The sequence below is a fragment of the Pseudomonas sp. LjRoot277 genome (assembly GCF_964253845.1).
In the GTDB taxonomy this organism is placed as follows: domain Bacteria; phylum Pseudomonadota; class Gammaproteobacteria; order Pseudomonadales; family Pseudomonadaceae; genus Aquipseudomonas.
On the sequence record NZ_CAXURI020000001.1, the window covers coordinates 4,992,311 to 5,012,476 of the forward strand.

A 20,166-nucleotide genomic window follows, 5' to 3' on the forward strand; every position below is an offset into this window, starting at 1 on the left:
GCAGTGTGTTAACCATCATGGAGAGACCTGCAATGCCCAGCCCACTGCGCCCGGATCAACGGCGGTTTCCCCTGCACGTCCATATCAGCGTGATGTTCACTTTCCTGCTGTTGCTGACTGGCGTGGTGCTGGGCCTTTTCAACTACCAGCAAACCACGCAGATCATTCTTTCCAGCAGTGAAAAGCTCTTCAACCGCATCGAGCAGGACGTGCGTCTCGACCTGCACGCCACTTATGAACCGATTCGCCATCTGCTGACCCTGCTGGCGGAATACCCGGCGACCCAGGCACCTGACCTGGAGCAACGCCTGGCGCTGCTCAAACCCTTCAGCCAGTCGCTCAAGGACAACCCCAACCTGGCCTCGTTGTATCTGGGCTATGGCAACGGTGATTTCTTCATGGTTCGGCCCTTGCGAACCCGCGATCTGAAAACGCTCCTCAAGGCACCGGATACTGCGGCTTATCAGGTGTGGAGCATTGAGCGAACAGGCAACAGCGGTCAGGTCCGCTCCCAATCATTGTTTTTCGATCAGGATCTGACCCTCATCAGCCGCCAGGACAACCCCGACGAAACCTACGATCCGCGAATCCGCGCCTGGTATGGCAACGCCCGCAGCGATAGCGATCAGATCACTACCGAACCCTACATCTTTTTCTCCACCCACAATGTCGGCACTACCCTGGCCCGGCGCAGCGGCGAACAGGCCATCATGGGTGCCGATCTGACCCTGGCGGAACTCTCCGCAACCCTGGCCAAACATGTCGTGACGCCCAGTACCGACATTGTGCTGTTCGATGCTGAAGGGAATGCCATCGCGTATCCCGACAGCAGCAAACTGATCATCGACGATCAGACTGCCCGCCTGATCAAAGCCGCCGACCTGAGCCCCGGCCTCGGCGCATTGCTCAACAATCCCCCCGCAGGTAATCGCCTGGATGTCGCCGGTCGTCAGTGGATCGTTGCCCGCAGCCGCATGCAGGAGGGCGGCCCCCAGGGACTGCAACTGGCACTGCTGGTGCCGGAAGATGAGTTACTTGTCGATGCCTACCGCATGCGCTGGCAAGGTGCGCTGATTACCCTGGCCACGCTGTTGCTGTGCCTGCCGCTGGGCTGGCTGACCTCGCGGGTTCTGGTCAATCCCCTGCGCGCGCTAGTGCGCGAGGCGGATGCGGTTCGCAGTTTTGACTTCAACTTTCCAGCCTCACGTCGCTCTCCCGTGCTCGAAGTCGACCAACTGAGTGTGTCGATGACGCGTATGAAAGACACCCTGGCGAGTTTTTTCCAGATCACCGACAGCCTGAGCGCCGAGACCCGCTTCGCCCCCTTGCTGGAACGGGTGTTGTTTGAAACCGTGAAAATCGGCCAGGCCCAGGCCGGCCTGATCTACCTGCGCGAAAGTGATGGCGATCGCATGGAACCCCATGGTCTGATCGTCAACGGCACCTCACAGGCATTGCCGTCATTTGATCTTCGAGGACACGAACTCCAGGCTCCGCAAAGCCCTGCATGGCTACAGCAGCTGTCGAATGCCGACAACGTCGTCACCACGCTTGGTTTTGAACAGGCCGGGGATTTGCAGAAGGTGTTGCATGCGCTGGAATGTCCCCGCGTTCATCTGATCGGCATTCGGCTGCACAATCGTCATAACGAAACCGTGGGCCTGCTGGTCCTGCTGTTGGCCGATACCGGCAACCTGAGCGATCTGGAGAAACTTCGTCCCGACCGCATCGCGTTCCTCCAGGCTGTGTCCGGCGCGGCCGCCGTGAGTATTGAAAGCCAGCGCCTGCAAGCCAAACAAAAACAACTGCTGGATTCCTTCATTCAATTGCTGGCGGGTGCGATTGACGCCAAAAGCCCCTACACCGGCAGTCACTGCCAGCGAGTGCCAGCGCTGACCCTGATGCTCGCTCAAGCTGCCGCTGCCAGCCAGGACCCGGCCTTCAGTGGCTATCAACCCACCGACGATGAATGGGAAGCGCTGCACATCGCCGCCTGGCTGCACGACTGCGGCAAGATCACCACTCCGGAATATGTGGTCGATAAAGCCACGAAGCTGGAAACCCTTAACGACCGTATTCACGAAATCCGCACCCGCTTCGAAGTGCTCAAGCGCGATGCCTGGATCAGCTATTGGCAAGCCATGGCCCTGGGCGGTGACGAGCAGCGCCTGGCCGAACTGCGCAACGCCACGCTGGCGGGGCTGGACGATGATTTCGCGTTCATTGCCCGCTGCAACCTGGGGGGCGAAGCGATGGCCGAGTCCGACCTGCAACGCCTGCGCAGCATCGCCCAACGCACCTGGACCCGAACCCTGGATGACCGGCTGGGCGTTTCCTGGGAAGAGAACCGGCGTCAGGCGCGGACCCCGGCACCGACACTGCCGGTCAGCGAGCCATTGCTGGCGGACAAACCCGAGCACCTGTTCGAACGGCCCGAAGCCGAACTGATTCCGGAGGATAATCCGTGGGGGTTCAAGCTCGATGTGCCGCGCTACAAGTACAACCGGGGCGAACTCTACAACCTGAGCGTTGCCCGAGGCACCCTGACCCGCGAGGAGCGTTACATCATCAATCACCACATGGTGCAGACGATTCTGATGCTCAGCCACCTGCCCTTCCCCGGCCACCTTACCAATGTCGCGGAGATCGCCGGCGGCCACCACGAGAAAATGGACGGCACCGGGTATCCCAAACAGTTGAAGCGCGAAGAAATGAGCCTGCCGGCGCGGATGATGGCGATTGCCGATATTTTCGAAGCACTGACCGCCGCCGATCGCCCCTACAAGAAAGCCAAGTCTTTGAGCGAAGCGCTGGGCATCATGGCCACCATGTGCCGGGATGCCCACATCGATCCTGAGTTGTTCGCACTGTTCATCAACGCGCAAATCTACTCGCAGTACGCCGATCGATTCCTCGATCCCCAACAGATCGATGCGGTTGATCCGGCAAGCCTGCTGGTCAAGGCAGGCCTGGCATGATCAGCAGTCGGTGAGGCGCAGGAAAATCGCCGCTAATTGCTCGATACCGGCCTGATCTGCAGCGGTAAAACGCGCCAGTTTCGGGCTATCGAGGTCCAGCACGCCGATCAGGCGACCGTCCTTGACCAGTGGCACCACCAGCTCGCTGTTCGACGCGCTGTCGCAAGCGATGTGCCCGGGGAACGCGTGCACGTCCTCGACCAACTGGGTCTGCAAGGTGGCCGCCGCCGCTCCGCACACACCCCGACCGAACGGAATCCGTACGCAAGCGATCTGCCCTTGAAACGGGCCAAGCACCAGTTCTTCATTGCGATTGAGGTAGAACCCGGCCCAGTTCAGGTCATCGAGCTGGTTGAACAGGAACGCAGAAAACTGCGCGGCGTTGGCAATGAAATCCCGCTCGTCCGCCAGCAGTGACTCCAATTGCGCCCACAGCATGCCGTAGCCTTCGAGGCCCTGGCCGCTCTTTTGTAAATCGATCATGCCTTGTGCTCCAACAGCTTCAGCCCGACCCAATAGCGAGCAAATTGATACGCGCAACGTCCGTTGCGATTGCCGCGGCCCGTGGCCCAGCGCACCGCGAGGATGTCCAATGCTTCGTCTCGCTGCCACTTAAGGCCGGCCTTGTCGGCGAGTTGACCGATCCAGTGTTCGACGACGTTGAGAAAGTGTTCCTGGGTAAACGGATAGAACGACAGCCACAATCCGAAACGGTCCGACAGCGCAATCTTGTCTTCCACCGCCTCGCTGGGATGGAGTTCGCCGTCAACGCGTTTCCAGTTTTCGTTATCGCTTTCCTTTTCCGGCACCAGGTGGCGACGGTTGGACGTGGCGTACAGCAAAACGTTATCCGGGGCCTGTTCGAGAGAGCCGTCGAGCACGCTTTTGAGTACGCGATAATCGCCCTCGCCCGACTCGAATGACAGGTCATCGCAGAACAGCACGAAACGCTGGGGCAGCTTGGCGATCTGCTCGACCACTCGGGGCAAGTCCGCCAGGTGATCGCGTTCGATCTCGATCAGCCGCAATCCGGCCTTGGCGTGTTCGGCCAGCAAGGCACGAATCAACGACGATTTGCCGGTGCCGCGCGAGCCCCAGAGCAACGCGTGGTTGGCCGGCATGCCATCGAGGAACTGCTGGGTATTTCGCCCCAGTTGCTCCAGTTGCCGGTCGACACCGATCAGGTCGGACAAACGCATGTCGAGGCTGACTTCCAGCGGCAACAGAAACCCGCTGCGCCCCTCGCGTTGCCAGCGCGCGGCAAGGCAATGATTCCAGTCGATAGCTTGCCGAGAGGCAGGCAGCAGCGGTTCGATACGGGCCAAAACGGCATCGGCGCGTTCAAGAAAAGCATTTAATCGGGAATCCACGTCTTCTCCTCGGGCACGTTCACAGTAATGATGGCGATAAAGCGACAAAACACAGCGTTCGGTGTCCGGTTCATCCCTTTGCACAAGGGCTCGCGAGAACATCGGTATCCATGCATGATCGACTATGCTTGAGCAGCGAAGGGAAACGGAAGTGGTTCGACACCCCATGGATATCAAGTTCACCAACCGGCTGTCCTACAAGCAAGCCAGGCTTACCGTGCTGGTCGGTTTCATTCTGGGCACGCTGCTCAGTCTGCTGCAAATCGGCATCGATTATGCCAGTGAAGACGCCTCCATCAACCGCGAAATCCTGTCTTTGCTGGAAATCAGCCACAACCCCGCGTCCCGCATCGCCTACAACATCGACGCCGAACTCGCTCAGGAACTGACCCTGGGCCTGTTGCGCTCGCCGGCGATCATCGGCGCGCAGTTGATCGACAACAACAGTACCGTGCTCGCCAGCGTCAAACGCCCGGAGGTGCAAAGCGGTTATCGGGTGATCAGCGACTTCCTGTTCGGCGCCAACCGACAGTTCGAAGACCGTCTCTACCTGGATCACTTGCCGACCGAATCCCTCGGCACCCTGCGTCTGGACGTCGACACTTATTCATTCGGCAACCGGTTCCTGCGCCGGGCCGAGGTGACCCTGCTCAACGGCTTCGCTCGCAGCCTGCTGCTGACCGGCATCCTGCTGGCGCTGTTCTATGTGATGCTGACCAAGCCGTTGGTGCGGGTCATCCGTGAACTCAGCAGTCGCGACCCGCGCAGCACGGAGTCGACGTCGCTGGAGTGTCCGACGGACCATGAAAACGATGAAATCGGTGTACTGGTCAAGGTTGCCAATCAACAATTCGAAAACATCGCCACCGAAATCCAGCAGCGACGCAACGCCGAAAACCGCCTGACCGACTACCTCGAGCAACTGGAGAACATCGTCTCGGCCCGCACGGCGGAACTCAAGGCGATCAACTCGCGGCTCAGCCAATCCAATCAGGAACTGGAAGTCGCCCGCAGAACCGCCCTGGACATGGCCGAAGCGCGCTCGGTGTTCCTGGCCAACATGAGCCACGAGATCCGCACGCCGCTCAATGGCCTGCTGGGGATGATCGCGCTTTCCCTGGACGGCCCGCTCAATGCCGAGCAACAGCAACAGCTGTCCATCGCCCATGACTCGGGCAAAGTACTGGTGGAACTGCTCAACGATATTCTCGATTTGTCGAAGTTCGATGCCGGCCAACTTGAGCTCGAACATATTCCGTTCGACCTCGGTTCGCTGATCGAGGACACCGCTAACCTGCTATCGCAAAACGCCGCGCCGAGTGTCGAGCTGAGCTGCCTGATCGACCCGCACTTTCCGGCCCTGGTGCTTGGGGATCCGACGCGGGTCCGACAGATCGTCAGCAACCTCTTGTCCAACGCCCTCAAGTTCACCCGTTTCGGTCGCGTCGATGTGCGCCTGTCGACGTTCGAGGACGGCGTCAGAATCGAAGTCTGCGACACCGGCATCGGTATCGCCCAGGACGCCCAGGTCAAGATCTTCCAGCCATTCACGCAGGCGGGTGCCGGCATTACCCGACAATTCGGCGGGACCGGGTTGGGCCTGGCACTGACCTACAACCTCTGCGAAGCCATGCAAGGGCGCCTCACCATCAGCTCGGAAGCAGGCTTCGGCAGCCAGTTCTGTGCGGATCTGCCGCTGCCCAGCCACACTCGCGCCCTTCCCCCGGCCTCTTTACAGGGCAAGGTCATCGCAATCACCGCCGCCCGCAGCGGTCTGGCAGAACTGTTGAAAAGTGTGTTACCCGGCTGGGGGCTCGACTATGAGCAGCGTTCCCTCGATGACTCGTTGCTGGGCCTGAACCCGGATGTACTGATTACCGATTGCCCCGAATGCCTGTTTGGCCTGCGTCCTTCGTGTACAGCGCCCATTCTGCTGGTCACCGCTTATGGCAGTTTCATGCCCAGCGAACAAGCACTTGCCCTCGCCCCCTTACAGCAACAGGCGCGGCCTCTGGCACGCAACGCGCTGTACCAGACGCTGCGGCGAACCCTGCAGCCGGAACTCAACACGATCAACGGTGCCCGGCTCGACGCCCTCTCCCCACAACGACGCGGACGCGTGCTGCTGGTGGAGGACAATCCGGTCAACCAACTGGTGGCCAAGGGGATGCTCGGAAAACTCGGTTGCGAGGTGATTGTCGCCGGTCACGGTGGTGAGGCGCTGGATCAGCTGGAGCAGAGCGAATTCGATCTGGTGCTGATGGACTGCAACATGCCGGTGATGGACGGCTACGAGGCCAGTCGGCAAATCCGTCGTAGCGGACGCTGGCCACAGCTGCCCATCGTCGCCCTGACCGCCAACGCCATGTCCGAAGAGCGCGAACGCTGTCGTGCGGCAGGCATGAGCGATTACCTGGCAAAACCCTTCCGCCGGGAAGAGTTGGCTGCCCTGCTGGACTTGTGGGTCCCTACTACGACAGCGCTTTGATTTGCCCCAAAAGATGATCAAGACCATCGCGCAGATCATTCAGGCGATCCAGATCCACACCGCTGTCGCATAACAGACGGGCCTTGAGCGGCCCGACCTGATCGCGCAAGGCCTTGCCGGTTGGCGACAGGCTCAAATGCACTTCACGTTCATCCCGCGCCGAGCGCTGACGCTGAACCAATTGCAGCTGCTCAAGACGTTTGAGCAACGGTGTCAACGTGCCGGAATCCAGCGCCAGGCGTTCGCCCAACGCCTTGACCGTCGGCTGCTCCGGGGCTGCCTCCTGCCATTCCCACAACACCAGCATCGCCAGGTATTGCGGGTAGGTCAGGCCGAGCTGATCGAGCATCGGCTTGTAGGCGCGGATCACCGCCCGGGAAGCGGCGTACAGCTTGAAGCACAGCTGGCTGTCAAGCTTCAGGGAATCGACTGACAAGGTGTTCATTTGAGCAGGGCTTCGATCTCGCGGGTCAGGTCCTGCGGCTTGGTCGCGGGGGCGAAGCGCTTGACCAGCTGGCCATCCTTGCCGATCAGAAACTTGGTGAAGTTCCACTTGATGCCCTGGGAACCCAGCACACCCGGCGCGCGTTTTTTCAGTTGAACGAACAGCGGATGGGCGTCGGCGCCATTGACTTCAATCTTTTTGAACAGCGGAAAACTGACGCCGAAGTTCAACTCGCAGAACTCGGAAATCGCCCCTTCGTTACCCGGCTCTTGCTTGCCAAACTGGTTACACGGAAAACCCAGCACCACCAGACCTTGATCCTTGTAGGTCTGCCACAACTCTTCAAGGCCTTTGTATTGCGGAGTGAAGCCGCATTTGCTCGCGGTATTGACCACCAACACGGCCTTGCCGGCGAAATCCGCCAGGGTCTTTTGCTCACCCTTGATGGTGGTGCAAGGGATGCTCAGCAGGTTGTCGCTCATGGTTCGGACTCTAAATGAGGGAAGACAAGACAAACATAGCGAGCAATTGAATTGTGTGCAATTTAAATATCCGAAGGGCGATCATCGGATCGCCCTCTGGTTTATTTCCCGCGGGGTACCAGGTCCAGGCACACCGAGTTGATGCAATAACGCAGGCCGGTCGGCGGCGGGCCGTCCGGGAACACGTGCCCCAGGTGCGCATCGCATTTGGCACAGACCACTTCGGTGCGGATCATGCCGTGGCTGACGTCACGAATCTCGACCATGGCGCTGTCGCCGATCGGAGCATAGAAGCTCGGCCAGCCGCAGCCGGAGTCGAATTTGGTTTTGGAGTCGAACAGCGGCTCGTTGCAGCAGATGCAGTGGTAAATGCCATCGACCTTGCTGTCGTTGTATTTGCCGGAGAACGGCCGTTCGGTGCCTTTGAGGCGGCAAACGTTGTACTGCTCCGGATCGAGCATCGCCCGCCATTCTTCCAGGGTTTTTTCCAACTTTTCCATCATCACACCTCAGCAGCTGAAAAAGCCCGATCTGTACCTTTTCCACGGATCGGGCGGCACGTATGATTGCGCCTCGTCAAACGCCAGTCTGGCAGCCAGACCACGCGCATTCAAACGGATTATGGGTGCTGCCTCTCAAGGCGCCAGGCCTGTGTGAATACGCAGGATTCCCAGCACGGTCGTTCATACGCCGCCTGGATCGTTCATTTTCGGGAACACATCGCCATGCAGGTCAGCAAATCGAACAAGCTCGCCAACGTCTGCTACGACATTCGCGGCCCAGTGCTCAAGCACGCCAAACGCCTGGAAGAGGAAGGCCATCGCATCCTCAAGCTGAACATCGGCAACCCGGCGCCTTTTGGTTTCGAAGCGCCGGATGAAATCCTTCAGGACGTCATCCGCAACCTGCCGACTGCTCAGGGCTACAGCGATTCCAAAGGTCTGTTCAGCGCCCGCAAGGCCGTGATGCAGTACTACCAGCAAAAGCAGGTAGAAGGCGTCGGCATTGAAGACATCTATTTGGGCAACGGCGTTTCCGAGCTGATCGTGATGTCGATGCAGGCCCTGCTCAACAACGGCGACGAAGTGCTGGTGCCGGCTCCGGACTACCCGCTGTGGACCGCCGCGGTGAGCCTGTCGGGCGGCAATCCGGTGCATTACCTGTGCGACGAGCAGGCCAACTGGTGGCCGGATCTGGCCGACATCAAGGCCAAGATCACCCCGAACACCAAAGCACTGGTGATCATCAACCCGAACAACCCGACGGGCGCGGTGTATTCGAAAGAAGTCCTGCTGGGCATGCTGGAACTGGCCCGTCAGCACAACCTGGTGGTTTTTTCCGACGAGATCTACGACAAGATTCTGTACGACGATGCCGTGCACATCTGCACGGCTTCCCTGGCGCCAGATCTGCTGTGCCTGACGTTCAACGGTCTGTCCAAGTCTTATCGCGTGGCGGGTTTCCGTTCCGGCTGGATCGCCATTTCCGGCCCGAAACACCACGCCCAGAGCTACATCGAAGGCATCGACATGCTGGCCAACATGCGTCTGTGTGCCAACGTGCCGAGCCAGCATGCGATCCAGACCGCCCTCGGCGGCTACCAGAGCATCAATGATCTGGTATTGCCCAACGGACGACTGTTGGAACAGCGCAATCGCACCTGGGAACTGCTCAACGACATTCCCGGCGTGAGCTGCGTCAAGCCAATGGGCGCGCTGTATGCGTTCCCACGGATCGACCCGAAAGTCTGCCCGATCCATAACGACGAGAAATTCGTGCTCGACCTGCTGCTGTCGGAGAAGCTGCTGGTGGTTCAAGGCACCGCCTTCAACTGGCCATGGCCGGACCACTTCCGTGTGGTGACGCTGCCGCGTGTGGACGACCTGGACATGGCCATCGGACGTATCGGCAACTTCCTCAAGTCCTATCGCCAGTAACCTGCCTGTCACCGTGCGACGCTTGCGCAAGTCGCACGGTGATTGATTCAGCAATATTTCTTTGCGCCCTGCCGAACATCGCTTCTTCAATCGCTGACTGATGACCGTTGAGTGCTCGCGTCTAACAACGGCGGGGCCTATGACGTTAATTGGCTGACAAACGCTTCCCGCATCGACGTCGGAAATGCCCTTCAAACAGCTAGACTGTTGCCGTAGGACACAGTTTGAAATAGTCACCTGGTTGAATAGCCCGGGTCAGCACCTTATATACCCCGCAGTACGCTACATCTTTAGCATGAGGAGATTTCTACAACCATGATGCGCATCCTGCTGTTTTTGGCCACTAACCTGGCGGTCGTGCTGATTGCCAGCATCACCCTGAGCCTTTTCGGCTTCAACGGGTTCATGGCGGCCAACGGGGTTGATCTCAACCTCAATCAGCTGCTGATTTTCTGTGCGGTCTTTGGTTTCGCCGGTTCGCTGTTCTCGCTGTTCATCTCCAAGTGGATGGCGAAGATGAGCACCAGCACCCAAATCATCAGCCAGCCGCGCACACGTCACGAGCAATGGCTGCTGAAAACCGTCGAGCAATTGTCCCGGGAAGCCGGGATCAAGATGCCCGAAGTCGGTATTTTCCCGGCCTACGAGGCGAACGCCTTTGCCACCGGCTGGAACAAGAACGACGCGTTGGTCGCGGTCAGCCAAGGGCTGCTCGAGCGTTTCTCGCCAGATGAAGTGAAGGCCGTTCTGGCCCACGAAATCGGCCACGTAGCCAATGGCGACATGGTCACCCTGGCATTGGTCCAGGGCGTGGTGAACACCTTCGTGATGTTCTTCGCACGGATCATCGGCAACTTTGTCGACAAGGTGATCTTCAAGAACGAAGAAGGCCAGGGCATCGCCTACTACGTGGCAACCATCTTCGCCGAACTGGTTCTGGGCATTCTGGCCAGCGCCATCGTCATGTGGTTCTCGCGTAAACGCGAATTCCGTGCAGACGAAGCCGGTGCACGCCTGGCTGGTACCGCCGCAATGATCGGCGCCCTGCAACGCCTGCGTGCCGAACAGGGGCTGCCGGTGCACATGCCGGACACCCTGACGGCTTTCGGCATTAACGGTGGCATCAAACAGGGGTTCGCCCGCATGTTCATGAGCCACCCGCCGCTGGAAGAGCGCATCGACGCACTGCGTCGTCGGGGCTGAGAGGTTCCGCACTAAAAGAAAAGGCCCGCAGTGATGCGGGCCTTTTTTTGTCTGCTTGATTGTTGCGGTGTTCTCAGGGCCTCTTCGCGAGCAAGCCCGCTCCCACAGGGGAATGCATTTCAAATGTGGGAGCGGGCTTGCTCGCGAAGGGGCCGGCACAAACAATACAAACCTGTTAGCTGGAAACCCGATAAACCCGCTCTTCAAGCCGCGTAACACCGTTTTCCAGGAACTTCCAGCTTTCGCCCAGAACGTCCTGGTCCTCCAGAACCTTCAACTCCCACGAAGCACCGAACAACCGTTGCACTTCGTCATCCAGCACTGCAAAGGGCGGCCCCTCCATTTGTGCCTGGTCGTAATCCAGGGTAATCAGCAGCCCCAGCGAATCCTTCGGCACAATCCGCTTCAGATGCTCGGCGTATTGCTCCCGCATCTTCGGTGGCAAGGCGATCAACGCAGCGCGGTCGTATAGCGCACTGCAATCGGCGACATCGCCGGCCGTCAACGCGAAGAAATCACCACACCAGATCTCGATCGAGCCCGCCCGATAGACAGTAAAGGGGCCTTGGTCGCTGACGTCCGGATCAAATTGATGCTCGTGGAAAAAGTCTTCCACCGCTTTTTCCGACAACTCGACGCCCAGCACCTCGTGACCGCATTTCGCCAGCCACAGCAGATCCAGGCTTTTGCCACATAGCGGCACCAGCACGCGCGAGCCCTCTTCCAGGCCTAGCTGCGGCCAGTACCGTTGCAGATATGGATTCACTTCCGGCAGGTGAAAGCCGATCTGATTCGACGTCCACCGCTTGTGCCAAAACTCCGGCTGCATAATTAATCCCGAAAATTCGATCAAAAGACCCTAAAACTTATATTAGATTTAGATCAATGATCTGACTGAAGATGATGCCATCTTACCCCTCAGGAGCTCATTCATGTTCCCCAGCCTGTACATATCCCATGGCTCGCCCATGTTGGCACTGGAACCGGGCGCCAGCGGGCCCGCCCTCGCTCGCCTGGCTGCAGAATTGCCGAAACCCAACGCCATCGTAATTGTTTCTGCGCACTGGGAAAGCAATGAGTTGATCGTCAGCGGCAATCCCCAGCCTGAAACCTGGCATGACTTCGGCGGCTTTCCGCAGGCGTTGTTCGACGTGCAATACCCGGCGCCCGGCAATCCACAATTGGCCGCAGAGGTTGTCGAACTGCTGAAGAGCGATGGCCTGCCCGCACGCATCGACGCCGAACGGCCGTTCGACCATGGTGTCTGGGTGCCCTTGTCATTGATGTATCCACAAGCCGACATCCCCGTGGTGCAAGTTTCGCTGCCCACCCGCGGCGGTCCGGCCCTGCAGACCCGCGTCGGTCATGCCCTGGCCAGTCTGCGTGAACACGGCGTGCTGCTGATCGGTTCCGGGAGCATCACCCACAACCTGCGCGAACTGGACTGGCACGCAGGTCCGGAAAGCGTCGAACCCTGGGCCCAGGCATTTCGTGACTGGATGATCGAAAAACTCGCTGCCAACGACGAAACCGCGTTGCACGATTACCGTCAGCAAGCACCGAATGCCGTGCGCAACCATCCGAGTGATGAACATTTGTTGCCTTTGTATTTTGCCCGCGGCGCCGGAGGACATTTCAGCGTGGCCCACAAGGGATTCACCATGGGGGCCTTGGGCATGGACATCTACCGCTTCGGATAACGTAAAAAATCACAGTGTGTGGCGGCCAGGTTCAGACGACATCAACCCCGACATGAATCGCGTCGTGCCGCCAAAACTCCAGATCACAATCGATCAACCGCTCATGCTGATCGTAATTGACCCGAGCAATGCGCAACCCCGGACTCCCCACCGACACCCGTAAAGCCGCCGCCGCATCCACCGACAACGCCGTCGGCACAATCTCGAAACGCACCCGCCCGTAATGCAAATCGTAATGCCGCGCATACAGTTCGGTAATCGACTGATTCAAATCGAAATCCAGAATCCCCGGAAAAAACTGCGGATTCAAATAGTGCTCCACATACAACACCAGCCGCTCATCAATCCGCCGTGCCCGGCAAATCTGAATCACGCTCGACAACGCCGGCAACTGCAACCAGGCACAGACCGACGCCGACGCCGGTTGCAACCGCGCTGAAATCACCTCGGTGGATGGCACCCGTCCCTGTGCACTGACCATCGCGTGAAAGTGACTGCGCTGCATCAGGTTGTAGGCCAGGCGCGGTGGCGACACGAACCAGCCACGGCGCTCCTCCCGATAGATCTGCCCCTGGGCTTCCAGCTGCAACAACGCTTCACGCACGGTGATGCGCGTGGTCCCGAACAACTCACTGAGCTTGCGCTCGGCCGGCAGTTTGCTCCCGGGCGCCAACAGGCCATGGTCGAGCTGTTCCTGCAGAACCTGCCCGATGGCTGTCACCGCTTTGGTTGTCTCGATGCGCATCAACGTTACCTATCTGGACTAGACCAGCACTGTTTCGGGGCGGAACCGCGATTCAAATCGGTTCCCTCAACTCCCGACAAGCCTAGGCACTGCACATGACTGACAGATGACAAAGCCGCCGAACGGTTGATCCAGACGCCTGCAATTTCACGGCCAAGTCCTTTTATATCAGCCTATTAGCCATGGTCTACGCTTACTCCGAAGCCTGAGCATTGCAGCTCAAAAAATATAGGCCGACCAGTCGTCGACATCAAAATGTCATCAGGGGCGCCTAAATTGGCTCAGGTATTGCTGACCTAGACCAACACAACCGCAATCGCAGCGTTGAAAACGCCCAAAGGAGCTTCGGATGAAACAGCTTTTCCTGGCCTCACTGTTAGGCTCGACCATTGCCATGTGCACCGCCGCGATGGCGGCTGATACCGATTTGAAAACCCTGGAAGCCGCGGCGAAAGCGGAAGGTGAGGTCAACAGCGTCGGCATGCCCGACAACTGGGCCAACTGGAAAGGCACCTGGGATGACCTGGCCAAGAACTACGGCCTGAAACACATTGACACCGACATGAGCTCGGCCCAGGAAATCGCCAAGTTCGCCGCTGAAAAAGACAACGCCACTGCCGATATCGGTGATGTCGGTGCCGCGTTCGGTCCGATCTCGGTGAAACAAGGCGTTGTACAACCTTACAAGCCAAGCACCTGGGATCAGATCCCGAGCTGGGCAAAGGATAAGGACGGCAACTGGGCGCTCGCCTACACCGGCACCATCGCGTTCATCGTCAACAAAAAGTTGCTGCACGGCTCCGACGCTCCGACCAAATGGGCTGACCTCAAGGACGGCAAATACAAAGTTTCCATCGGTGATGTAAGTACCGCGGCCCAAGCGGCCAATGGCGTTCTGGCTGCCGCGCTTGCCAATGGTGGCAATGAGAAAAACCTCCAACCGGCGCTGGATCTGTTTTCCGAGATCGCCAAGCAAGGCCGCCTGTCGATGGCCAACCCGACAATTGCCACCATGGAAAAGGGTGAAATCGAAGTCGGCGTGGTCTGGGACTTCAACGGTCTGAGCTACAAGGCCAAAATGGTCAACCCGGATGACTACACCGTGCTGATTCCATCCGATGGCTCGGTGATCTCCGGTTACACCACCATCATCAACAAGTACGCCAAGCACCCGAATGCCGCCAAACTGGCCCGCGAATACATCTTCAGCGACGCCGGCCAGACCAATCTGGCACGCGGCAACGCCCGTCCGATCCGCGCCGAGCATCTGACACTGCCGCCTGAGGTTCAGGCCCAGTTGCTGCCTAACGAGCAGTACAAAAAGGTCACGCCGATCAAAGACGCCGACGCATGGGAAAAGACCTCCAAAGCCCTTCCTCAGAAGTGGCAGGAAGAAGTCATCGTCAATATGAAGCAGTAATGCGGTAGATCCCATTTGGAGATCTGATGGAGATCCAATGTGGGAGCGGGCTTGCTCGCGAAGGGGCCATAACATTCACCATCCGTGGTGACTGTTGCAACGCCTTCGCGAGCAAGCCCGCTCCCACAGGGGGTTGGTTGCGTTCTTGAATCATCTGTTTGCGGAGTCATCGCCCTATGAAGCACAACGTCATCCTTGTCGTGCTCGACGGCCTCAATTACGAGGTCGCCCGTCACGCCATGGGGCACCTGCAGGCTTACGTTGGCGCAGGACGCGCGGCGCTCTACAAACTGGAGTGCGAACTGCCGGCCCTGTCCCGACCGCTTTACGAGTGCATCCTGACCGGCGTCACGCCGATCGACAGTGGCATCGTTCACAACAACGTCTCACGCCTGTCCAACCAGCGCAGCATCTATCACTACGCCAGCGATGCCGGCCTTGTAACCGCGGCCGCGGCCTATCACTGGGTCAGTGAGTTGTATAACCGTTCGCCGTTTGTGGCCGCGCGGGATCGTCACACCGACGCCCCGGACCTGCCAATCCAGCACGGTCATTTCTACTGGAGCGATCACTACCCGGACTCGCACCTGTTCGCCGACGCCGAAAACCTGCGTCTGCGTCATGCGCCGAACTTTTTACTGGTCCACCCCATGAACATCGACGACGCCGGGCACAAGCACGGCCTCGACACTCCGCAATACCGCAACAGCGCCCGCTCGGCCGACATTATTCTGGCCGACTACCTGCACACCTGGCTCGACGCCGGGTATCAGGTGCTGGTGACCGCCGACCATGGCATGAACAACGACCGCTCCCACAACGGCCTGCTGCAGGAAGAACGCGAAGTACCGCTGTTCGTCCTCGGCGACGCTTTCAGCTTCAATGCCAACGCAGCACCGAAACAAACTGAAATCTGCGGCACCGTCTGCGAACTGCTGGGCGTGGCCCACGACAAACCTGTGTGCCGGGAGCTGCTCAAGTGAACACCATGACGCGCGGCAAATGGCTGGCAGCCTTGTGTCTGGTGCCTTTTGCACTGTTCTTTATCGTGTTCCAGATCGCACCGCTGTCCTGGGTGATGATCAACAGCCTGCAATCGGAAGAGTTCGGCTGGGGCATCGCCAACTTCACCAGGATCTTCAATTCGAAGTTCTATCTGCAGGCGATCCAGTTCAGCCTCGAGATCAGCTTCTGGTCAAGCGTGTTCGGGATCATCATCGCGGTACTCGGCGCCTACTCCCTGCGCCGGGTCGACTCGAAGCTGCGCAACTTCGTCAACGCCTTCGCCAACATGACCAGCAACTTTGCCGGCGTGCCTTTGGCCTTCGCGTTCATCATTCTGCTGGGCTTCAATGGCAGCTTCACCATCATGCTCAAGCAGGCCGGGATCATTCAGGACTTCAACCTGTATTCGAAAACCGGGCTGATCATTCTCTACACCTACTTCCAGATTCCGCTCGGCGTGTTGCTGCTCTACCCGGCCTTTGATGCCCTGCGCGAAGACTGGCGTGAATCCGCCGCGCTGCTCGGCGCCAACGGCTGGCAGTACTGGCGGTACATCGGTTTGCCAGTGCTGACCCCGGCGCTGCTCGGTACCTTTGTGATCCTGCTGGCCAACGCCCTGGGCGCGTACGCCACGGTATATGCCCTGACCACCGGCAACTTCAACGTGCTGACAATCCGCATTGCGGCGATGGTTTCCGGCGACATTTCCCTTGACCCGAACCTCGCCAGTGCCCTGGCTGTGGTGCTGGTGGCGTTGATGACCCTGGTGACCATCGTGCATCAGCTGCTGTTGAAGAGGAGCTACCATGTCTCGCGCTGAACTGGGCCCCGTCGGCATCTACCACCGGGTGGTGGTGTATTTGTTGTTTGCCATACTGTTGCTGCCGTTGCTCGGGACGCTGATCTACTCGATCGCCAGCAGTTGGTCAGCGACCATTATGCCCAGCGGCTTCACCGTTAAATGGTACGTGGAGCTGTGGAGCGATCCGCGGTTTCTCCATTCGTTCGGCCAATCGCTGCTGGTCTGCGTCGGCGCGCTGATTCTGTCGGTGGTGCTGATTCTGCCGTTGCTGTTTGTGGTGCATTACCACTTCCCGAAACTCGATGCGCTGATGAACATCCTGATCCTGTTGCCCTTCGCGGTGCCGCCGGTGGTGTCGTCGGTGGGTCTGTTGCAGCTTTACGGTTCCGGGCCGTTCGCGATGGTCGGGACGCCGTGGATTCTGATCGGTTGCTACTTCACCGTGGCGCTGCCGTTCATGTACCGGGCAATCACCAACAACCTGCAAGCGATCAACCTGCGCGACCTGATGGACTCCGCCCAACTGCTCGGCGCCAGCACCTGGCAAGCGGCGTTCCTGGTGGTGCTGCCAAACTTGCGCAAAGGTTTGATGGTGGCGTTGCTGCTGTCGTTCTCGTTCCTGTTCGGTGAGTTCGTGTTCGCCAACATCCTCGTCGGCACCCGCTACGAAACCCTGCAGGTCTACCTCAACAACATGCGCAACAGCAGCGGCCACTTCACCAGTGCGGTGGTGATTTCCTACTTCTTCTTTGTGCTGGTTCTGACCTGGGCTGCCAATATCTTGAACAAGGACAAAAGCGAATGAGCTATGTCAGCGTCCAACACCTGCAAAAAAACTATTCAGGCACCACTGTATTCAGCGACATCAACTGTGAAATCCATAAGGGCGAGTTCGTCACTCTCCTCGGCCCGTCCGGTTGCGGCAAGTCCACACTGCTACGTTGCATCGCCGGACTGACCTCGGTGGATGGCGGCAAAATCCTGCTCGATGGCGTCGACCTCGTGCCGTTGAGCCCGCAGAAGCGCGGGATCGGCATGGTGTTCCAGAGCTACGCACTGTTTCCGAACATGACCGTTGAACAGAACGTCGCCTTTGGATTGCGCATGCAGAAGGTCAATGCCGACGATAGCCACAAGCGTGTTGCCGAAGTACTGAAACTGGTGGAGCTCAACGACTTTGCCGCGCGTTATCCGCATCAACTGTCCGGCGGCCAATGCCAACGAGTCGCCCTCGCCCGCTCGTTGGTGACCCGGCCTCGTCTGTTGTTGCTGGATGAACCGCTGTCGGCCCTGGATGCGCGGATTCGCAAGCACTTGCGCGAACAGATCCGTCAGATCCAGCGCGAACTCGGCTTGACTACGATCTTCGTCACTCACGATCAGGAAGAAGCCCTGACCATGTCCGACCGGATTTTCTTGATGAATCAGGGAAAGATCGTACAAAGCGGTGACGCCCAGACCCTTTACACTGCGCCCATCGACTTCTTTGCCGCAGGTTTCATCGGCAACTACAACCTGCTGGACGCCGACAGCGCCACAAAGCTGCTGCAGCGACCGATTACCCACCGCATCGCGATTCGCCCGGAAGCCATCGAGCTGAGCCTGAACGGCGAACTCGACGCGCAAATCCGCAGCCATAGCCTGTTGGGCAACGTGATTCGCTACCGGGTCGAAGCCCGGGGCGTGGAATTGGTGGTGGATGTGCTGAACCGCTCGGCGGCCGATTTGCATCCCGATGGTCAGCGTCTGGCGCTTTCCATCGATCCGACGGCTCTGTGTGAGGTAGCCTGATGACTTTGCTGATGTTGAAGAGAGAACCGCACTGATGGCCCTGGCAATTTTTGATTTGGACGAAACCCTGATCCATGGCGACTGCGCCACCCTCTGGAGCGAGCAAATGGGCCGCCTGGGTTGGGTCGATCCCGAGTCGTTCATGCGTCAGAACAACGAACTGATGGACGCCTACAGCCACGGCAAACTGCGGATGGAGGAGTACATGACCTTCAGTCTGGAGCCGATGATCGGGCGCACACCCGAAGAGGTCGACCATTTGGTGGGGCCTTGGGTGGAAGACTTCATCGAGCCGATCATTTTCAGTGACGCCACCAAAGCCATTGCGGCCCATCGCAAGGCTGGCGACCGGATTTTGGTGATTTCAGCGTCGGGCACGCACCTGGTGAGGCCGATTGCCGATCGTTTGGGCATTGACGAGATTCTCGGCATCGAGCTGGAAGTTGCACACGGGGTGTATAGCGGCAACACCGTTGGCACGCTGACCTACCGCGAAGGCAAGATCACGCGTTTGCTGGAGTGGCTGGATGCGGAAGAGGAAAACCTCGAGGGCGCCAGTTTCTACTCCGACTCACGCAATGATTTGCCGTTGCTGCTGAAGGTGGATTTCCCGCATGTGGTGAACCCGGATCCGGTGCTGCTCGAACACGCCGAAAAATCCGGCTGGCCGATCCATCTCTGGAAGTAAAAGCAAAAGATCGCAGCCTCGCTTCGCTCGACAGCTCCTACAAATGGATTACTTACACCTGTAGGAGCTGTCGAGCGAAGCGAGGCTGCAATCTTTTGACAGCCAACCCGATTTCAGGTCAGGCTTTCGTCGATTACCAACACCAACTTTCCCGACACCTTATTAGTCGCCAACTCCGCAAACGCCGCTTCGGCGTCCTTGATCGGGAAGGTCTTGGCCAATTGCGGGCTTAAACGCCCTTCGGCAAACAGCGGCCAGACATGCTGGCTGAGATCACTGAACAGATCCGCCTTGAACTGCTCGTCGCGACTGCGCAAAGTCGAACCCAGCAGTTGCACACGCTTGGCCAGCACCTGCGCCAGATCCAGCTGCGCCTCACGACCGCCCATCAGGCCGATCAGCACCCAACGGCCATCGAGCGCCATCAGTTTCAGATTCAGCGCGGCGTAGTTGCCGCCCACCGGGTCGAGAATCACATCGAACGGCCCCAGGTCACTCAAGCTGTCCAGATCCCTGTTGCGCACGATCCCACCTTGCGCCCCCAGCGCTTCGCAGTAAGCCAGACGCTCGGCAGAGCCGACGCTGACCCAGCACGGGTTACCAAACGCCTTGCACAGCTGAATGGCAGCTGAACCGATTCCACTTGCTCCGGCGTGCAACAGAACTTTCTCACCCGGCTTGAGCGCAGCCAATTGAAACAAATTCAGCCAAACGGTTGCATACACTTCTGGCAACGCTGCCGTCTCAGCCAGGGACAAACCTTCGGGAACCGGCAACACATGCCGTCCGTCGACAACTACCTCCTCGGCCATCCCGCCCCCGGCCAGCAAGGCGCAAACCCGATCCCCGACTTGCCAGGACGAACCAGCCCCCACCTCGCTGATTACCCCCGAACACTCAAGACCCAGTACCTGACTGGCTCCCGGCGGTGGCGGATAAAGACCCGCCTTCTGTAACAAATCGGCGCGATTGAGACCCGCAGCCGCCACTCGAATCCGAACTTGTCCTACATCGCATGTAGGACTGGGCTCTTCAAGCCACTCCACTCGACCTTCAACGCCTTGCAATGCTTTCACAGTGCCTCCATAGTGAGTCTGGACTGAGCCCGTAGC

The 20,166-nt window shown here is 58.9% G+C and carries 19 protein-coding genes; 11 read left to right on the forward strand and 8 right to left on the reverse strand.

The features are described from left to right. Positions 1–32 precede the first annotated feature (32 nt). Positions 33–2,978, forward strand: a complete 2,946-nt coding sequence (locus ACSQ87_RS23410) for an HD domain-containing phosphohydrolase (protein WP_436274484.1) — start codon at positions 33–35, stop codon at positions 2,976–2,978. Here the strand turns inward: ACSQ87_RS23410 and ACSQ87_RS23415 are convergent, their stop codons facing one another. Then, the gene (locus ACSQ87_RS23415) at positions 2,979–3,461 is read right to left on the reverse strand and encodes a GAF domain-containing protein (RefSeq protein ID WP_436274485.1); all 483 of its coding nucleotides are present in this window, start codon (positions 3,459–3,461) and stop codon (positions 2,979–2,981) included. Further along, positions 3,458–4,348 carry an ATP-binding protein gene (locus tag ACSQ87_RS23420; protein ID WP_436274486.1) on the reverse strand — a complete coding sequence of 297 codons (891 nt, stop codon included), beginning with the start codon at positions 4,346–4,348 and terminating at the stop codon, positions 3,458–3,460. The genes ACSQ87_RS23415 and ACSQ87_RS23420 overlap by 4 nt, the downstream gene beginning before the upstream one ends. Positions 4,349–4,514: 166 nt before the next feature. Here ACSQ87_RS23420 and ACSQ87_RS23425 point away from each other — a divergent pair, with 166 nt between their 5' ends. After that, a complete protein-coding gene (locus tag ACSQ87_RS23425; RefSeq protein WP_436274487.1) occupies positions 4,515–6,836 on the forward strand; it encodes a response regulator in 2,322 nt (773 codons plus the stop codon). Here ACSQ87_RS23425 and ACSQ87_RS23430 read toward each other — a convergent pair. From ACSQ87_RS23430 to msrB, 3 genes are all read right to left on the reverse strand, one after another. Continuing rightward, entirely contained in the window at positions 6,820–7,281 is a 462-nt protein-coding gene (locus ACSQ87_RS23430; protein WP_008145868.1) for a MarR family winged helix-turn-helix transcriptional regulator, read from the reverse strand. The genes ACSQ87_RS23425 and ACSQ87_RS23430 overlap by 17 nt on opposite strands. Continuing rightward, the gene (locus tag ACSQ87_RS23435) at positions 7,278–7,763 is read right to left on the reverse strand and encodes a glutathione peroxidase (protein ID WP_007983498.1); all 486 of its coding nucleotides are present in this window, start codon (positions 7,761–7,763) and stop codon (positions 7,278–7,280) included. Before ACSQ87_RS23435 ends, ACSQ87_RS23430 begins: the two co-directional genes overlap by 4 nt. Before the next feature lie 101 nt (positions 7,764–7,864). After that, a complete protein-coding gene (gene msrB, locus ACSQ87_RS23440) occupies positions 7,865–8,263 on the reverse strand; it encodes a peptide-methionine (R)-S-oxide reductase MsrB (protein WP_223431699.1) in 399 nt (132 codons plus the stop codon). 225 nt (positions 8,264–8,488) lie between these two features. Between msrB and ACSQ87_RS23445 the strand changes: the two genes are divergently transcribed. Beyond that, a complete protein-coding gene (locus tag ACSQ87_RS23445; RefSeq protein WP_046056560.1) occupies positions 8,489–9,700 on the forward strand; it encodes a pyridoxal phosphate-dependent aminotransferase in 1,212 nt (403 codons plus the stop codon). A gap of 315 nt (positions 9,701–10,015) precedes the next feature. Further along, positions 10,016–10,903: a protease HtpX gene (htpX, locus tag ACSQ87_RS23450; protein WP_436274488.1), complete on the forward strand. Its 888-nt coding sequence runs from the start codon at positions 10,016–10,018 to the stop codon at positions 10,901–10,903. A gap of 175 nt (positions 10,904–11,078) precedes the next feature. Here htpX and ACSQ87_RS23455 read toward each other — a convergent pair whose 3' ends face one another. Continuing rightward, the gene (locus ACSQ87_RS23455; protein WP_436274489.1) at positions 11,079–11,732 is read right to left on the reverse strand and encodes a thiopurine S-methyltransferase; all 654 of its coding nucleotides are present in this window, start codon (positions 11,730–11,732) and stop codon (positions 11,079–11,081) included. A 103-nt stretch (positions 11,733–11,835) separates the two neighbouring features. Between ACSQ87_RS23455 and ACSQ87_RS23460 the strand changes: the two genes are divergently transcribed. After that, entirely contained in the window at positions 11,836–12,603 is a 768-nt protein-coding gene (locus ACSQ87_RS23460) for a DODA-type extradiol aromatic ring-opening family dioxygenase (RefSeq protein WP_436274490.1), read from the forward strand. 31 nt (positions 12,604–12,634) lie between these two features. Here ACSQ87_RS23460 and ACSQ87_RS23465 read toward each other — a convergent pair whose 3' ends face one another. Then, the gene (locus tag ACSQ87_RS23465; protein WP_223431696.1) at positions 12,635–13,348 is read right to left on the reverse strand and encodes a UTRA domain-containing protein; all 714 of its coding nucleotides are present in this window, start codon (positions 13,346–13,348) and stop codon (positions 12,635–12,637) included. A gap of 349 nt (positions 13,349–13,697) precedes the next feature. Between ACSQ87_RS23465 and ACSQ87_RS23470 the strand changes: the two genes are divergently transcribed. The 6 genes from ACSQ87_RS23470 to ACSQ87_RS23495 all read left to right on the forward strand — a co-directional run bounded on the left by ACSQ87_RS23470 (position 13,698) and on the right by ACSQ87_RS23495 (position 19,054). Beyond that, a complete protein-coding gene (locus tag ACSQ87_RS23470) occupies positions 13,698–14,768 on the forward strand; it encodes an ABC transporter substrate-binding protein (protein WP_046049149.1) in 1,071 nt (356 codons plus the stop codon). A gap of 176 nt (positions 14,769–14,944) precedes the next feature. Continuing rightward, positions 14,945–15,751: an alkaline phosphatase family protein gene (locus ACSQ87_RS23475; protein ID WP_223431695.1), complete on the forward strand. Its 807-nt coding sequence runs from the start codon at positions 14,945–14,947 to the stop codon at positions 15,749–15,751. A 5-nt stretch (positions 15,752–15,756) separates the two neighbouring features. Beyond that, positions 15,757–16,593 (forward strand): ABC transporter permease, encoded by an 837-nt coding sequence (locus ACSQ87_RS23480; RefSeq protein ID WP_162247448.1) that lies wholly within the window; start codon positions 15,757–15,759, stop codon positions 16,591–16,593. Next, the gene (locus ACSQ87_RS23485) at positions 16,580–17,380 is read left to right on the forward strand and encodes an ABC transporter permease (RefSeq protein WP_436274491.1); all 801 of its coding nucleotides are present in this window, start codon (positions 16,580–16,582) and stop codon (positions 17,378–17,380) included. The genes ACSQ87_RS23480 and ACSQ87_RS23485 overlap by 14 nt, the downstream gene beginning before the upstream one ends. Next, the gene (locus ACSQ87_RS23490) at positions 17,377–18,366 is read left to right on the forward strand and encodes an ABC transporter ATP-binding protein (RefSeq protein WP_223431693.1); all 990 of its coding nucleotides are present in this window, start codon (positions 17,377–17,379) and stop codon (positions 18,364–18,366) included. The genes ACSQ87_RS23485 and ACSQ87_RS23490 overlap by 4 nt, the downstream gene beginning before the upstream one ends. A 34-nt stretch (positions 18,367–18,400) precedes the next feature. Beyond that, positions 18,401–19,054, forward strand: coding sequence for an HAD family hydrolase (locus ACSQ87_RS23495; RefSeq protein WP_436274492.1), 654 nt, complete (start codon positions 18,401–18,403; stop codon positions 19,052–19,054). A 113-nt stretch (positions 19,055–19,167) separates the two neighbouring features. Here the strand turns inward: ACSQ87_RS23495 and ACSQ87_RS23500 are convergent, their stop codons facing one another. Next, positions 19,168–20,130 carry a zinc-binding dehydrogenase gene (locus ACSQ87_RS23500; RefSeq protein ID WP_436274493.1) on the reverse strand — a complete coding sequence of 321 codons (963 nt, stop codon included), beginning with the start codon at positions 20,128–20,130 and terminating at the stop codon, positions 19,168–19,170. Positions 20,131–20,166: the final 36 nt, after the last annotated feature.

Bases quoted from the DNA above. Each gene is read 5' to 3' on its own strand.
- ACSQ87_RS23455 (WP_436274489.1), bottom strand. From the start codon at position 11,732: ATGCAGCCGGAGTTTTGGCACAAGCGGTGGACGTCGAATCAGATCGGC.
- ACSQ87_RS23435 (WP_007983498.1), bottom strand. From the start codon at position 7,763: ATGAGCGACAACCTGCTGAGCATCCCTTGCACCACCATCAAGGGTGAG.
- ACSQ87_RS23430 (WP_008145868.1), bottom strand. From the start codon at position 7,281: ATGAACACCTTGTCAGTCGATTCCCTGAAGCTTGACAGCCAGCTGTGC.
- htpX (WP_436274488.1), top strand. From the start codon at position 10,016: ATGATGCGCATCCTGCTGTTTTTGGCCACTAACCTGGCGGTCGTGCTG.
- ACSQ87_RS23480 (WP_162247448.1), top strand. From the start codon at position 15,757: ATGACGCGCGGCAAATGGCTGGCAGCCTTGTGTCTGGTGCCTTTTGCA.
- msrB (WP_223431699.1), bottom strand. From the start codon at position 8,263: ATGGAAAAGTTGGAAAAAACCCTGGAAGAATGGCGGGCGATGCTCGAT.
- ACSQ87_RS23460 (WP_436274490.1), top strand. From the start codon at position 11,836: ATGTTCCCCAGCCTGTACATATCCCATGGCTCGCCCATGTTGGCACTG.
- ACSQ87_RS23425 (WP_436274487.1), top strand. From the start codon at position 4,515: ATGGATATCAAGTTCACCAACCGGCTGTCCTACAAGCAAGCCAGGCTT.
- ACSQ87_RS23470 (WP_046049149.1), top strand. From the start codon at position 13,698: ATGAAACAGCTTTTCCTGGCCTCACTGTTAGGCTCGACCATTGCCATG.
- ACSQ87_RS23410 (WP_436274484.1), top strand. From the start codon at position 33: ATGCCCAGCCCACTGCGCCCGGATCAACGGCGGTTTCCCCTGCACGTC.
- ACSQ87_RS23475 (WP_223431695.1), top strand. From the start codon at position 14,945: ATGAAGCACAACGTCATCCTTGTCGTGCTCGACGGCCTCAATTACGAG.
- ACSQ87_RS23415 (WP_436274485.1), bottom strand. From the start codon at position 3,461: ATGATCGATTTACAAAAGAGCGGCCAGGGCCTCGAAGGCTACGGCATG.
- ACSQ87_RS23445 (WP_046056560.1), top strand. From the start codon at position 8,489: ATGCAGGTCAGCAAATCGAACAAGCTCGCCAACGTCTGCTACGACATT.
- ACSQ87_RS23495 (WP_436274492.1), top strand. From the start codon at position 18,401: ATGGCCCTGGCAATTTTTGATTTGGACGAAACCCTGATCCATGGCGAC.
- ACSQ87_RS23485 (WP_436274491.1), top strand. From the start codon at position 16,580: ATGTCTCGCGCTGAACTGGGCCCCGTCGGCATCTACCACCGGGTGGTG.
- ACSQ87_RS23490 (WP_223431693.1), top strand. From the start codon at position 17,377: ATGAGCTATGTCAGCGTCCAACACCTGCAAAAAAACTATTCAGGCACC.
- ACSQ87_RS23465 (WP_223431696.1), bottom strand. From the start codon at position 13,348: ATGCGCATCGAGACAACCAAAGCGGTGACAGCCATCGGGCAGGTTCTG.